The organism is Pseudomonas sp. BYT-1 (genome assembly GCF_023611805.1).
In the GTDB taxonomy this organism is placed as follows: Bacteria; Pseudomonadota; Gammaproteobacteria; order Pseudomonadales; family Pseudomonadaceae; genus Aquipseudomonas; species Aquipseudomonas guariconensis.
The window spans coordinates 570,107-583,431 of the sequence record NZ_CP072559.1 but is presented as its reverse complement, the minus strand read 5'-3'; the positions used below and the strand labels follow the sequence as shown (position 1 = coordinate 583,431).

The 13,325-nt window shown below is 63.2% G+C and carries 10 protein-coding genes; 4 read left to right on the top strand and 6 right to left on the bottom strand.

Annotation, left to right across the window (positions count from 1 at the left end; genetic code table 11):
- Positions 1 to 123: 123 nt before the first annotated feature.
- The 3 genes from J5X93_RS02665 to asd are packed head-to-tail and all read left to right on the top strand — an operon-like array spanning position 124 to position 3,396.
- On the top strand, positions 124 to 1,659 hold the full coding sequence (locus tag J5X93_RS02665) for an HDOD domain-containing protein (RefSeq protein WP_250034382.1): 1,536 nt from the start codon (positions 124 to 126) through the stop codon (positions 1,657 to 1,659).
- Positions 1,660 to 1,705: 46 nt separating this feature from the next.
- Positions 1,706 to 2,515, top strand: a complete 810-nt coding sequence (locus J5X93_RS02660; protein ID WP_043212000.1) for a rhodanese-like domain-containing protein — start codon at positions 1,706 to 1,708, stop codon at positions 2,513 to 2,515.
- Between the two features lie 17 nt (positions 2,516 to 2,532).
- Positions 2,533 to 3,396 (top strand): archaetidylserine decarboxylase, encoded by an 864-nt coding sequence (gene asd, locus J5X93_RS02655; RefSeq protein ID WP_250034380.1) that lies wholly within the window; start codon positions 2,533 to 2,535, stop codon positions 3,394 to 3,396.
- A 71-nt stretch (positions 3,397 to 3,467) separates the two neighbouring features.
- On the opposite strand, the gene serB is transcribed toward asd, so the two are convergent.
- Entirely contained in the window at positions 3,468 to 4,682 is a 1,215-nt protein-coding gene (gene serB / locus J5X93_RS02650) for a phosphoserine phosphatase SerB (RefSeq protein WP_250034379.1), read from the bottom strand.
- A gap of 136 nt (positions 4,683 to 4,818) precedes the next feature.
- On the opposite strand from serB, the gene J5X93_RS02645 reads away from it, so the two are divergent.
- Complete coding sequence (locus tag J5X93_RS02645) at positions 4,819 to 6,267, top strand: histidine kinase (protein WP_043212006.1); 1,449 nt, start codon at positions 4,819 to 4,821, stop codon at positions 6,265 to 6,267.
- 169 nt (positions 6,268 to 6,436) lie between these two features.
- On the opposite strand, the gene J5X93_RS02640 is transcribed toward J5X93_RS02645, so the two are convergent.
- From J5X93_RS02640 to J5X93_RS02620, 5 genes are all read right to left on the bottom strand, one after another.
- Positions 6,437 to 7,150: a PqiC family protein gene (locus J5X93_RS02640; RefSeq protein ID WP_070571122.1), complete on the bottom strand. Its 714-nt coding sequence runs from the start codon at positions 7,148 to 7,150 to the stop codon at positions 6,437 to 6,439.
- Positions 7,151 to 7,325: 175 nt separating this feature from the next.
- Positions 7,326 to 9,584, bottom strand: a complete 2,259-nt coding sequence (gene parC / locus J5X93_RS02635) for a DNA topoisomerase IV subunit A (RefSeq protein ID WP_250034376.1) — start codon at positions 9,582 to 9,584, stop codon at positions 7,326 to 7,328.
- Between the two features lie 76 nt (positions 9,585 to 9,660).
- Positions 9,661 to 10,569: an esterase-like activity of phytase family protein gene (locus J5X93_RS02630; RefSeq protein ID WP_491999627.1), complete on the bottom strand. Its 909-nt coding sequence runs from the start codon at positions 10,567 to 10,569 to the stop codon at positions 9,661 to 9,663.
- Positions 10,570 to 10,643: 74 nt separating this feature from the next.
- A complete protein-coding gene (gene parE / locus J5X93_RS02625; RefSeq protein ID WP_070571120.1) occupies positions 10,644 to 12,548 on the bottom strand; it encodes a DNA topoisomerase IV subunit B in 1,905 nt (634 codons plus the stop codon).
- A 34-nt stretch (positions 12,549 to 12,582) separates the two neighbouring features.
- On the bottom strand, positions 12,583 to 13,191 hold the full coding sequence (locus J5X93_RS02620) for a YqiA/YcfP family alpha/beta fold hydrolase (protein WP_102081289.1): 609 nt from the start codon (positions 13,189 to 13,191) through the stop codon (positions 12,583 to 12,585).
- Between the last annotated feature and the right edge of the window lie 134 nt (positions 13,192 to 13,325).

Below are 13,325 nucleotides of genomic sequence, written 5' to 3'. Positions count from 1 at the left end.
AAGCACTTGCTGTGGTGGTCAGGGTCAGGGGCGGGAGCTTTAAAACTCTTCTTCTACTTATCGACAGAACTGCGCCAGACTATAGGCACAAAATGCGAAAAGCCAGTTCGGACTGATGTCAAAATGCCAATGGACGCTAAGGTACCAAGCCAGATTCCACCCACGCTCGATGCCTGGGTAAAACTGCTCGATGGCATCCGCCTGCCAGTACCCAAGGAGAGTCATGACCGGGTACTGGCCGCCATCAACGATAGCCGGCGCTCTTTGCGCGACATCGCCGAACTCATGCAGGACAGCCCAGCGCTGGTGCTTTCGGTGATGCGCGAGGCGAACCATCCGGCCAACGCCAGCCAGGCCGAACCCGCCGAAAGCCTGGAAGTCGCCCTCAATCGCCTAGGTCTGGCCCGCACCGCAAGCCTGCTGGCACGTCTGCCCGCCGTCCCTGGCGAAGATATTCCGCCGGTACTACGTCAGTTCCTGCTGATCAGCCAGCACGCTGCCCAGCAGGCCAGTGGCCTGTTCGCCAGCCGCCTGGCCCGGTTGTGGCAAGAGATCCATTGGGGCAGCCTGTTGTTCCTGTCACCACTGTGGCCCCTGGCTTTGGCCTACCCTAAATTGCTCGATGCCTGGGAACTGCGAGTCATCCATAAGGGCGAGGAGGCCGCCGAAGTCGAGCAGGCACTGTTCGGCGTGCGCATCGTGACCCTGTGCCAGGCCATGGCCGAGCAATGGCGCTTGCCCGGCTGGGTGACCCAGGGTTATCGCCTGCTGCTCGATGAGCGCGAACAATTAGCCCAGATCCTGACCATCGCGCGCGAGCAGGATGCCTTCACCCAGCAACAGCGTCTGGATGAAGAGCCCGGGCTGCGCCGCTGGTTCAACCAACCGGCCAACACCGTGCTGCTGGCCAACGGACTGGCTCTGGCGGCGCAGGTGGGCTGGGACAACCCTCACCTACTGCGCTGGCAGTTGCTGACGGCCTTGTACCTACAAACCTCGCTCGACGATGTCCAGCAACAGGTTCACCAGCAAGCGGCAGCCAGTGCCCGGCACCACGCCCGGCACGCCCTGTTCCATCCCGCCGAAGCGCTGCTCTGGCCCTGGCACCAGCGGCGACCGCATCCGGACATGCTCGCACCTGAGCCACCCACCAGTAAGGATCTGGAACACTGGCGCAAAATCTGTGGCGAGTTGCTGGTCCAACCCAGCCCGTTCACCACCATCCTGCACCTGACCACCCAGGCGCGCGAAGCCCTCTTGGCCTGCGGCATGCAGCGGGTCATGCTGCTGGCGCTCGACAGACCCAATGAATGCCTGCGTGTTCAGCAGACCGCAGGTCTGCCCCCGGAGGCAGCCTCGCTGGTGCTGCCACTGAACCAGAGCAAATTGTTGCAACGGCTGATGGGCCAGGCAGCGCAACTGCGCCTGACGCCGGAGAACCACGCCCAGTTCTCGGCCTTGCTGCCAACTCCTTTGCGAGCACTGCTGTCCAGCGAGCATTTGTTGCTGCGCTCGCTGGCAGTCAACGGCCAGGTGACGATGCTGATGATCGCCGACCAAGGCGGCAGGCCCATGGCCGATGTCAGCGTGCAGGCTTTCGGCAAGACAGCCCAATGCACCGAGCGTGCCCTGTCGGCCTTTACCAACCGCAACGCTTGAGCCTTAGGCTACAATCGCCTCCTCTATTCCACCCTGGAGATCGTGGATGACTGACTTTTCCGGCTTGCCCCTGGTGATCGAACCGGCCGACCTGCTCGCGCGCCTGGATTCGCCACAGCTGATCCTCGTCGACCTGACCAGCGTCAATCGCTATGGCAGCGGGCACATCCCTGGCGCCCGGTTCGTCGATCCCAAGCGCACCCAGCTGGGACAACCACCGGCACCTGGGTTGCTGCCGGCGCGGGCTGACCTGGAGAAGCTGTTCGGTGAACTCGAGCACCGGGACGATGCGGTCTATGTGGTGTACGACGATGAAGGGGGCGGCTGGGCCGGGCGCTTCATCTGGCTGCTCGATGTCATCGGGCACACGCGTTACCACTACCTCAATGGCGGCATCCAGGCCTGGCCCGCTGACAAGCTCAGCGTTGAAATCCCGCCAAGCGGCGGCAGCCCGGTCAGCCTGCAACTGCATGCAGAGCCCACCGCCACCCGCGAATACCTGCAAAGCCGATTGGGCGCGGCGGACCTGGCCATCTGGGACGCCCGCAGCCCCGGCGAGTACAAAGGCGAGAAAGTCCTGGCCGCCAAAGGCGGGCACATTCCCGGCGCGGTCAACTTCGAGTGGACCGCAGGCATGGACCTGAACGACCACCTGCGCATCCGCTCGGACATGGCCGACATCCTGCAACAACTCGGCATCACCCCGGACAAGGAAGTGATCACTCACTGCCAGACCCACCATCGTTCCGGCTTCACCTATCTGGTGGCCAAAGCCCTCGGCTATCCACGAGTGAAGGCCTACGCCGGCTCTTGGGGCGAATGGGGCAACCATCCGGACACGCCTGTAGAAGTTTGAAATTCCAAGGAAACCCAATGAAATCCCGTTTGTTCATCATCAGCCAGTACCTGCTGCCGCATCACCTGCTCTCGCGGCTGGCCGGCTGCGTCGCCGAATGCCGCGCCCGCTGGTTCAAGAACGCCTTCACCGCCTGGTTCGCCAAGCGCTACCAGGTGAACATGTCCGAGGCATTGGTCGAAGACCTGACCGCCTACGAACATTTCAACGCCTTCTTCACCCGCGCCCTGAAGCCAGGCGCCCGCCCGCTGGACGAAACCCCAGGCGCCATCCTGTGCCCGGCCGATGGTGCCGTCAGCCAGCTCGGCCCGATCGAGCATGGCCGTATCTTCCAGGCCAAAGGGCACAGTTTCAGTGCCCTGGAACTGCTCGGCGGCGATCCCGCCCTGGCCGCGCCCTTCATGGGGGGGGAGTTCGCCACTATCTACCTGTCGCCTAAGGACTACCATCGCGTGCACATGCCACTGGCCGGCACCCTGCGAGAAATGGTCTACGTGCCAGGCCGGCTGTTCTCGGTCAACCAGACCACTGCCGAGAACGTACCCGAGCTGTTCGCCCGCAACGAGCGTGTAGTCTGCCTGTTCGATACGGAGCGTGGCCCGATGGCTGTAGTGCTGGTCGGCGCAATGATCGTGGCCTCGATCGAGACGGTCTGGGCAGGCCTGGTCACGCCACCCAAGCGTGAACTCAAGACCTTCCGCTACGACGAAGGCAGCCGTGCCCCTATCCACTTGGAGAAAGGCGCCGAAGTGGGCCGTTTCAAGCTGGGTTCGACCGCAATCGTGCTTTTTGGCCCAGAGCAGGTGAAGTGGGCGCAAAGCCTGGGTGCAGGCTCTGCGGTACGTATGGGCGAGTTGCTCGCACAGCCTGCCCAAGCCTGAGTCATCGCCACGAAAAAAGGCCCCGCACAGGCGGGGCCTTTTTCATGGAGCTACGTCATTAGGCGCCAACCTCAGCTACGCGCGTCGCGATCCCGTAGGCCCAGCAGGTACAGCACGCCATCGAGCCCCAGGGTGGAGATTGCCTGCTTGGCCGACTGGCGCACCAGCGGCTTGGCACGGAAAGCCACACCCAGGCCGGCCAGCGACAGCATTGGCAGGTCGTTGGCGCCATCACCCACGGCAATGGTCTGTTCCAACTGCAGGCCTTCTTCGCTCGCCAGTTGCTGCAGCAGATCGGCCTTGCGCTGCGCATCGACGATCGGCTCAATAGCGACGCCGGTGACCTTGCCGTCGACCACTTCCAGTTCGTTGGCAAAGACATAGTCGATGCCCAGGCGCGCTTGCACCTGCTTGGCGAAGTAGGAGAAGCCACCAGACAAGATCGCTGTCTTGTAGCCCAGCCGCTTGAGCTCGGCGAACAGGTGCTCGGCCCCCTCCGTCAGGCGCAGGGAAGCGCCGATCTGGTCCAGCACGCCAACATCCAAGCCCTTGAGCAAGGCCATGCGCTCCTTGAAGCTGGCACGGAAATCCAACTCACCGCGCATGGCGCGCTCGGTGATCGCCGCCACTTGCTCGCCCACACCGGCGGCCTTGGCCAGCTCGTCGATCACTTCAGCCTCGATCAGCGTCGAGTCCATGTCGAACACGGCCAGGCGCCGGTTGCGGCGGAACAGGTCATCTTTCTGGAAGGCGATGTCGACGCTCAGCTCCTCGGCCAGGGCGAAGAAGTCCGCGCGCAGGGCCTGGGAATCACTCGGCTCGCCGCGTACGGAAATCTCGAGACTGGCCTTGCTCTTCTCGCACGAGGCATCCAGCGACACCCGAGCGGACAGGCGCTCGATGCGCTCGATGGTCAGGCCGTACTGGCTGATCACAGCACTGACCCGCTGCAACTGCTCCGGTGTCACTTTGCGGCTGAGCAACGTCACGATATGGCGTGCCTCGCCCTGGCTGTCGGCCCAATGCTGGTAGTCGGCCTCGGAAATGGGCGTGTAGCGGGCCTGCAGGTTCAGCGCATGAGCTTTGGCCTGAACGCTCTGCAGCAAGTTGGTGGCCACTTCGTTGTCCGGGATATCGACCAGAATGCCGAAGGACAGGGTGCCATGCATCACCGCCAGGCCGATGTCGAGAATGTTCACACCGCCCTGGACCAGGACGCCAGTGATGGCCGCAGTGAGACCGGGACGGTCTTCACCAGTGATGTTGATCAGGACGATTTCGCGCAAGACCGGGCTCCGACTTCGATGAAAAATGCGCATTCTACCGATTTTCCGTGACCATCGGGCGCTACCGATACTTTGCCGACAAAACACGGCTCGCTATACTGCGCAACACCTTTTTCGCCATAAAGAGCCGCGCTCTGTGAACCGGCCCACGCCAGTCAAACCTGATAACTTCTTCCTGATGATCTTCCGAGCCCTGCGCCAGCGTCGCGTTCCGCTGGCTCTGCGCATCGCCAGCCACAATATTTTCCTGGTGGCCCTGGCGCTGGTGATCTATGCCTGCGTCATGGGTCTGCAGTTCCGGCAGGCCATGCATGAGCAGGCCGACGCCCTCGGCCAGAGCCTGACCATCCAGACCGCCAACTCGGCGACCGAGCTGCTGGTGTCGAATGACATCCTCAGCCTCAACGTATTGCTGGGCAATCTGGTGAAGAATCCGCTGGTGGCCCATGCGGCCATCTACAGCGTGGACAACCGCATGCTGGCCGAAGCCGGCCAACGGCCGAAGAACGGACTGCTGGGCGAGGCTGAAGGGCTTTACCAGACCAAGATCACCTTCCAGGACGTGACCGCCGGGCAACTGCGCATCAGCCTGGACATGAGTCAGTTCCAGCAGCCGATGACCATCAGCCTGCAGAGCATGGGTATCCTCGGCGGCATCCTGCTGGCCTTGGCACTGGCCCTGAGCCTGCGCCTGGGCCGTCACATCACCACGCCGCTCTTGCAGTTGCGCGTGTGGCTGCGCGACCCGCACCCATATACGCCTGCAACCGACCGTCAGGACGAGATCGGCGACCTGGCGCGTCAGTTGCACACCCGCCTGGCACCACCCCCGCCGCCAGAACCGGAGGAAATCGAAGAAGATTTCGAGGACCTGGACGAAGTCGTCGTTACCCCCAAGGCCACGACAAAAACCAAGATCGCAACTGAAGACGACGAGGACGATGATGCCTTCGCCGGTCTGATCGACGCCGAGGACAGCCACGCCAAGCCTGTCGCTGCTGTGTCCGACGAGCCGCAGTACAGCGCCGTGCTCGCCGTGCAACTGGGCTCCCAGGAGCAACTGCGCCGCCTGCCCCGCACACGCCTGACCGAGTTGCTGGAGCGCTATCGCGACTGCCTGGAGCAGGCCGCATCGCTGTATGACGGCGAGACCTACACCCTCAACGATGGCAGCACCCTGTTGCTGTTCCACAGTCGCGACTGTGGCGAGGATTACCTGACCAATGCCATCTGCTGCGGCGAACTGCTACGGGCGCTGGGCCATGCCTTGCAGATCGAGGTGGCCGACAGTGGCATCACCCTGCAACTGCAGCTGGGCTTGGTCCTGGCAGACGACCTGCAGGGTCTGGAGCAGGTCGACCTGCTGATGACCGAAAAAGCCCAGGATGCCCTGGCGCTCTCGCAGCACAGCCGTAACTTGCTGCTGGTGGAGCGCAAGATCAGCGATGATGGACTGATTCGTCAACGAGCCCGCATCCGCCCGATAGCCAGCCCAGAAGGCGCCTGCTGCGTCGAGCGACTGATGGAGCCCTATCCGTCCATGCTCGAGCGCCAGTTGGCGCGCATGCACGAGCGCCGGGCCTGAGCTTCAGGAACGATTGGGGCCGAGCCAGCGCACCGTAGGAGCTGGCTCAACCTGCGAGGGTCCGTACACCGGCCTTCTAATTCGCAACCGTTCCAACAGCTCGAATCACCAGCACTTCACGAAGCAAAAAAAAGCCCGCATCGCTGCGGGCTTTTTTGTGTCTATCGGTTTAGAACCGGTAGACCTCCATGTCGGTCCGAATCGGCGAGGCCATCGGAATCTTTGGCTTCTCAGGCCCCTTCTTGACTTGAACCGGGGCGGACTTGCGTTGAGGCGGGGTCTCTTCAGCAATTGCCGGCTGGTTAGCCAGCGGTTTGACCGCAACACTGAGCTGCTCGGCCAGCTTCTGCAGCAATTGCCCCTGGGCCTGCACCTGGGACGCCTCGGAGCCCTCGTGTGGCTGCTCCAGGTGAACGATACGGTTATCCCGTACCTTGCCGCGACGATCGAGCAGGCGCCACTGGGCGTCGAGAATCGCCGGCTGGTTCTTGCCCGAATCCAGGCGGGTAATCGACAGCAACACTTGCACGTCAGGATTGAAACCGGCGGTCGCCGGGGCCAGGACCACGCGCTGGCTGTCCAGACGCCAGGCCAATTGGCGAACCAGCAACTGATCGATGTCCGAGGACAAACTGCCGGCCCAACGACCGTCGGTCGCCGAGGTCAGGCTGCCATCAGGCTGACGCTGCAGGAAGGTTTCACGTTGCAGGTAATCGGCGACCGATACCGGGCCGAGCACAACCGCCATGCCGGCGCTCTGCGAGGGCTGGCCTGGATCACCGCTGTCCAGCTGATACAAGGCTACCGGCTGATGCATGCTGCATCCGCTCAGTCCCAGCAGACCTGTCATCAACAGCGCAAATGGAAGGCGCAGAAATTTCATTCATCCCATCCAAGCGGTCGCCCAGGGGCAAACCGCAGTGATACTCATGTAGATTCTTACGGGCACACGGCCACGCCGGTACCGCAAGGGCACTATCATCCGCGAAATAACCGCCCGACTCCAGCATTTCTGCCTGAAATGACGCTGTAATTGCCGCTTCAGACAGACAGCCGGTTCACTCAGGGCGTTCAACCGCCATGCCATCCACGCGCTGGAAGCCACGCGGCAGCTTGCTGCCACGCCGTCCCCGTTCGCCTTTGTAATGCTCAAGATCGTCAGGCTTGAGAGATAGCGTACGCTTGCCCGCTTGCAATACAAGGGTCGCCCCCTCACTCACTACCGCAAGGTCAGTGACAAACTCTTCACGGCTGGCGACCCGGTCACCGGGCACGCCGATGATCTTGTTGCCCTTGCCTTTGCCCAATTGCGGCAGATCGCTGACCTTGAAGATCAGCAGGCGACCTTCGGTGGTCACCGCAGCCAGCCAGTCCTGCTCCCGGTCCGACACCGGCCTTGGAGTCATGACCTTGGCGCCGTTGGGCAGACTGAGCAGCCCTTTGCCGGCCTTGTTCTTCGCCTGCAGGTCTTCGCCTTTGACCACGAAGCCGTAGCCGGCGTCGGAGGCTACCACATAGAGCGCATCGTCATCAGGCAGCAGTACGCATTCGAAGCTCGCGCCCGGTGGCGGCGTCAGACGACCGGTCAGCGGTTCACCCTGGCCACGTGCCGAAGGCAAGCTGTGGGCAGCCAGCGAATAGCTGCGCCCGGTGGAATCGATAAACACGGCGTACTGATTGGAGCGGCCCGCGGCAGCGCCCTTGAAGCCATCACCGGCCTTGTAGGACAGGCCTGTGGCATCGATGTCATGCCCCTTGGCGCAGCGTACCCAGCCCTTCTCGGAAAGCACGACGGTAACAGGCTCGGTCGGCATCAGCTCGTTTTCCGAGAGTGCCTTGGCCTCAGCTCGCTCGACGATCGGCGAGCGGCGGTCGTCGCCGTAGGTCTCGGCATCCTTGATCAGCTCACTGCGCACCAGCTTGCGCAGCTTGGCATCGCTGCCCAGCAGCGCCAGCAGCTTGGCCTGTTCCTTCAGCAGCTCGTCCTGCTCGCCGCGGATCTTCATCTCTTCCAGGCGCGCCAGCTGACGCAGGCGGGTCTCGAGGATGTAATCGGCCTGAACCTCGGTGAGGTCGAAGCGAGCGATCAGAGCCTGCTTGGGCTGGTCTTCGGTGCGAATGATGTGGATGACTTCATCCAGGTTGAGGAACGCTGTGAGCAAGCCTTCCAACAGATGCAGGCGTTTCTCGACCTTCTCCAGACGGTGCTGCAAGCGGCGGCGGACGGTACCGATGCGGTACTCCAACCATTCGAGCAGCAAGGCACGCAGGTTCTTCAACTGCGGCCGGCCGTCCAGACCGATGATGTTGACGTTGACCCGATAGCTGCTCTCGAGGTCCGTGGTGGCGAACAGATGCTGCATCAGTTCGTCGGCATCCACCCGGTTCGAACGCGGGATGATGACGATACGGCAGGGGTTCTCGTGATCCGACTCATCGCGCAGGTCGGCGACCATCGGCAGCTTCTTGGCCTGCATTTGCGCGGCGATCTGCTCCAACACCTTGGCACCGGAGACCTGGTGCGGCAGGGCCGTCACCACGATGTCGCCGTCTTCTACCCGGTACACGGCGCGCATGCGGATCGAGCCACGGCCGCTCTCGTAGAGCTTGAGGATCTCGGCGCGCGGCGTGACGATCTCGGCTTCGGTCGGATAGTCCGGCCCCTGGATGTGCTCGCACAGTTGCTCGATGGTGGCCTTGGGCTCGTCGAGCAGGCGCACGCAAGCGCTGGCGACTTCACGCAGGTTGTGCGGTGGCACGTCGGTGGCCATGCCCACGGCGATGCCGGTGGTGCCGTTGAGCAGGATGTTCGGCAGGCGCGCCGGCAACACGGCAGGCTCCTGGAGCGTGCCATCGAAGTTCGGCACCCAGTCGACAGTGCCCTGGCCCAGCTCGCTGAGTAACACCTCCGAATAACGCGACAGGCGCGCCTCGGTGTAACGCATGGCGGCGAATGACTTCGGATCGTCCGGCGCACCCCAGTTGCCCTGGCCATCGACCAGGGTATAGCGGTAGCTGAATGGCTGGGCCATCAGCACCATGGCCTCGTAGCAGGCCGAGTCGCCATGGGGGTGGAACTTGCCGAGCACGTCACCGACGGTGCGCGCCGATTTCTTGTGCTTGGCATCGGCATCGAGCCCCAACTCGCTCATGGCGTAGACGATGCGTCGTTGCACCGGCTTCAGACCGTCGCCGATATGCGGCAAGGCACGGTCCATGATCACGTACATGGAGTAGTTGAGGTAGGCCTGTTCGGTGAAGTCAGCCAAGGAGCGGCGTTCGACGCCTTCGAGACTGAGTTCCAGTGAGTCGCTCATGCGGGCCTCGTCATTTCAGGTTCTGGCGCGACGGCAACTACCGCCGCGCCGGGTAAATTCAAATCGGCCGGCAAGCCTACGGCTTGGCGTTCCAGCCACCTTCAGGGGCCGCGAAACGCCAGACGATTGGACGAGCCTCACCATCGGCACGATCGCCGTTGTTGTTATCCACACCCACCCAGGCACCTTTGGTGTCGATCACCAACGCCTCGGCCAGCCCATACGGTTGGTCGTAGCGGCGCGATTCAACCAAGGCATCGGCGGCGAACGACCAGCAACGCTCGACCTGCCCGCTCTCGCTGTCACGGCGGCAGATGCGATAGGCGTTGCGTTCGAGGGTGTACAGTTTGCCCTCGTACCATGCCAGGTCGGAGAAGTCCCGCGCCATGGCCTGCGGATTGGGCATTTGCTTGGGCTGCATTTCGACGCCCGCCTCGCTGAGCAACACACAGCTGCGTGCGCAGTTCCAGACCGACTGCTGGCGTTCTACCAGCAGCAGACCGCGTCGCTCCCGCTCGGCCGCCAGCCACAGACGATCCCCGGACGGGTGGACTGCCAGCCCTTCGAACAGTGCATTGAAGTGCAGCAGCATGCCGCTGGCACGCGCCTGGCGCACCATGGCCGGGTCGATCTTCAGCCAGCGCGGTTCGCCATCGGCAGGCAGTTGCAACACCGCGGCATGGGCTTCGCTGATCAGGTAGAAGTTGCCGGCCTGATCACAGCTGATGCCCTCGAAGTCCAGCTCGCCGCCGCGGATATAAGAGGCCGCCCAATTACGCGACTTCAATCCCCAAGGCAGACCGCTCTCCGGCACCGGTGGCGGGGTGAACGTCAGTGGCTGGGCACGCCAGGTCCGGTCCTGCTGATCGAGGCGGTAGATGCGGTCGTCGTCCCGGTCGGACACCGTCCACAAGGCCCCACGGCACCAGGCCAGGCCCGACAGGTTGCCACCGCGCATGCCATCGACCGGGTGTTCCTCGCTCATCTTGAGCTCAGGCCAGTTGGCCGCCAGGCTCGGCAAGGCGACTAACAGCAGGCAGACCGCTGCGAGCAGGCGGGTCAAACCAGTACCTCGGCGAGATTACCTTTGGTCTCCAGCCAGCTCTTGCGATCGCCGGCGCGCTTCTTGGCCAGCAGCATGTCCATGATCTCGGTGGTGCCCTGCACATCGTCCAGGGTCAGCTGGACCAGGCGCCGGGTGTTCGGATCCATGGTGGTCTCGCGCAACTGCGGTGGGTTCATCTCGCCCAGCCCCTTGAATCGGGTGACCTGCGGTTTGCCACGTTTCTTCTCGGCCACCAGGCGGTCCAGGATGCCGTCGCGTTCCGCCTCGTCGAGGGCGTAGTAGATCTCCTTGCCCAGGTCGATGCGATACAGCGGTGGCATGGCCACGTACACGTGACCGGCTTCCACCAGCGGGCGGAAGTGCTGAACGAACAAGGCACATAGCAGCGTGGCGATATGCAGACCGTCGGAGTCGGCGTCGGCGAGGATGCAGATCTTGCCGTAGCGCAACTGCGACAGGTCCGCAGCGCCCGGATCGACCCCGATGGCCACGGCGATGTTGTGCACCTCCTGGCTGGCGAGGACTTCGCCACCATCGACTTCCCAGGTGTTGAGGATCTTGCCGCGCAGGGGCAGGATCGCCTGGAACTCCTTGTCACGCGCCTGTTTGGCCGAACCGCCGGCCGAGTCACCTTCGACCAGGAACAGCTCGGCACGCATCGGGTCCTGACCTGCGCAGTCGGCCAGCTTGCCAGGCAGTGCCGGGCCTTGGGTGATGCGCTTGCGTTCGACCTTCTTGCTCGCCTTCAGACGACGCCCAGCGTTGCTGATGGCCAGCTCCGCCAATTGCATGCCCAGCTCGGGGTGGGCATTGAGCCACAGGCTGAACGCATCCTTGACCACGCCGGAAACGAACGCCGCCGCCTCGCGGGATGACAGGCGCTCCTTGGTCTGGCCAGAGAACTGTGGCTCCTGCATCTTCATGGACAAGACGAAGGTGATGCGCTCCCAGACATCCTCGGGCGCCAGCTTGACGCCACGCGGCAGCAGGTTGCGAAACTCGCAGAACTCGCGCATCGCATCCAGCAGCCCCTGGCGCAGCCCATTGACGTGCGTGCCGCCCTGGGCGGTGGGGATCAGGTTGACATAGCTTTCCTGGACGCTGTCGCCGCCCTCGGGCAACCATAGCAAGGCCCAGTCGACCGCCTCCTTGTTGCCCGCGAGGCTGCCGCAGAACGGCTCGTCGGGCAGACGCATGAACTCGCTGACCGAATCGACCAGGTACGAGCGCAGGCCGTCCTCGTAATGCCATTCGACCTTTTCGCCGCTGGCTTTGTCTTCGAAGCTGACTAGAAGGCCTGGGCAAAGCACGGCCTTGGCCTTGAGCACATGCTTGAGGCGGCTGATGGAAAACTTAGGTGAATCGAAGTATTTCGGGTCGGGGCTGAAATAGACGCTGGTGCCAGTGTTGCGCTTGCCAACAGTGCCGACCACCTCCAGTTCGCTGGCCTTGTAGCCATCGGCGAAGGTCATCTGGTACTCGGTGCCATCGCGCTTGACGCGTACGCGGACTTGGCTGGACAAGGCGTTGACCACCGAGATGCCCACCCCATGCAGGCCGCCGGAGAATTGGTAGTTCTTGTTGGAGAACTTGCCGCCAGCATGCAGCTTGGTGAGGATCAGCTCGACCCCGGACACCCCCTCCTCGGGGTGAATGTCCACCGGCATGCCGCGACCATCGTCGCAGACTTCCAGCGAATGATCGGCGTGGAGAATCACCTGTACCGAACGGGCGTGGCCGGCCAGGGCTTCGTCGACACTGTTGTCGATGACTTCCTGGGCCAGGTGGTTGGGCCGGCTGGTATCGGTATACATGCCCGGCCGCTTGCGGACCGGGTCAAGGCCCGAGAGGACTTCGATGGCGTCTGCGTTATAGGCGCTAGCGCTGGGATTGGCCATGGGTTCTCGTCGTCAGTCTGGTGAATGCAAAAAGTCAAAATACAGAAAAATCGAGCGCCGCATACTGCCCGCGCGCAATCCCGGCGAAGGCCAGCAATGCCGGAAGGCGCTCGGCGAAACCCTGGAAACCGTGGTCGCCGCCAGCCTGGATGCGCAGGGCACAAGCTCGGTAATAGCGCTCGGCCTGGCGATAATCCAGGGTTTCATCGGCGGTCTGCAACCATACCTGATAGCGGTTGGCATCCAGGGGGGGCGGCACCTCCAGCTCGGCCAGGGCGTGTACATGGTCCAGGGTCAGCTCCCAGGTCTCGTCGGTGTACAGGTTGCGCTGGGTGCCGAGGTATCCGTCGAACAGCCGGTGCGGTCCGACCGCCGGGTTGATGAGCAGTGCCTTCAGGCCATGGCGCTCGGCCAGGTAGGTGGCATAGTAGCCGCCGAGCGAACTGCCCACCAGTAAAGGGTGGCCCAGCTCGGCGATGGCCGCTTCGAGCTGGGCAATGGCCTGACGCGGGTGGTGATGCAAGGCAGGCACACGCAGTTGGTCGGCCAGGCCCAGTTGCTGCATCACCGCCTCGAGTTGGAGGGCTTTCCTCGACAGCGGCGAGCTGTTGAAGCCGTGGATATAAAGGATGGAACCCGACATGCTGCCCCCGGAGTGTACTGCGGCGCGCCCGTCCGTGCGGGCGCAGGGACGCGCAGTGTAGCCTGTTCGCTGGGTTTTGGCGCAGCTTCGGGCTTTTCGCAACAAATTCTTCACGCCGCAGGCGGCCAAGGGCT

Excerpts from the sequence above, each read along its gene's own strand:
- J5X93_RS02630 (WP_491999627.1), bottom strand. The coding sequence starts at position 10,569 with ATGAGCGAGGAACACCCGGTCGATGGCATGCGCGGTGGCAACCTGTCG.
- J5X93_RS02665 (WP_250034382.1), top strand. The coding sequence starts at position 124 with ATGCCAATGGACGCTAAGGTACCAAGCCAGATTCCACCCACGCTCGAT.
- parE (WP_070571120.1), bottom strand. The coding sequence starts at position 12,548 with ATGGCCAATCCCAGCGCTAGCGCCTATAACGCAGACGCCATCGAAGTC.
- J5X93_RS02620 (WP_102081289.1), bottom strand. The coding sequence starts at position 13,191 with ATGTCGGGTTCCATCCTTTATATCCACGGCTTCAACAGCTCGCCGCTG.
- J5X93_RS02660 (WP_043212000.1), top strand. The coding sequence starts at position 1,706 with ATGACTGACTTTTCCGGCTTGCCCCTGGTGATCGAACCGGCCGACCTG.
- asd (WP_250034380.1), top strand. The coding sequence starts at position 2,533 with ATGAAATCCCGTTTGTTCATCATCAGCCAGTACCTGCTGCCGCATCAC.
- J5X93_RS02640 (WP_070571122.1), bottom strand. The coding sequence starts at position 7,150 with ATGAAATTTCTGCGCCTTCCATTTGCGCTGTTGATGACAGGTCTGCTG.
- parC (WP_250034376.1), bottom strand. The coding sequence starts at position 9,584 with ATGAGCGACTCACTGGAACTCAGTCTCGAAGGCGTCGAACGCCGCTCC.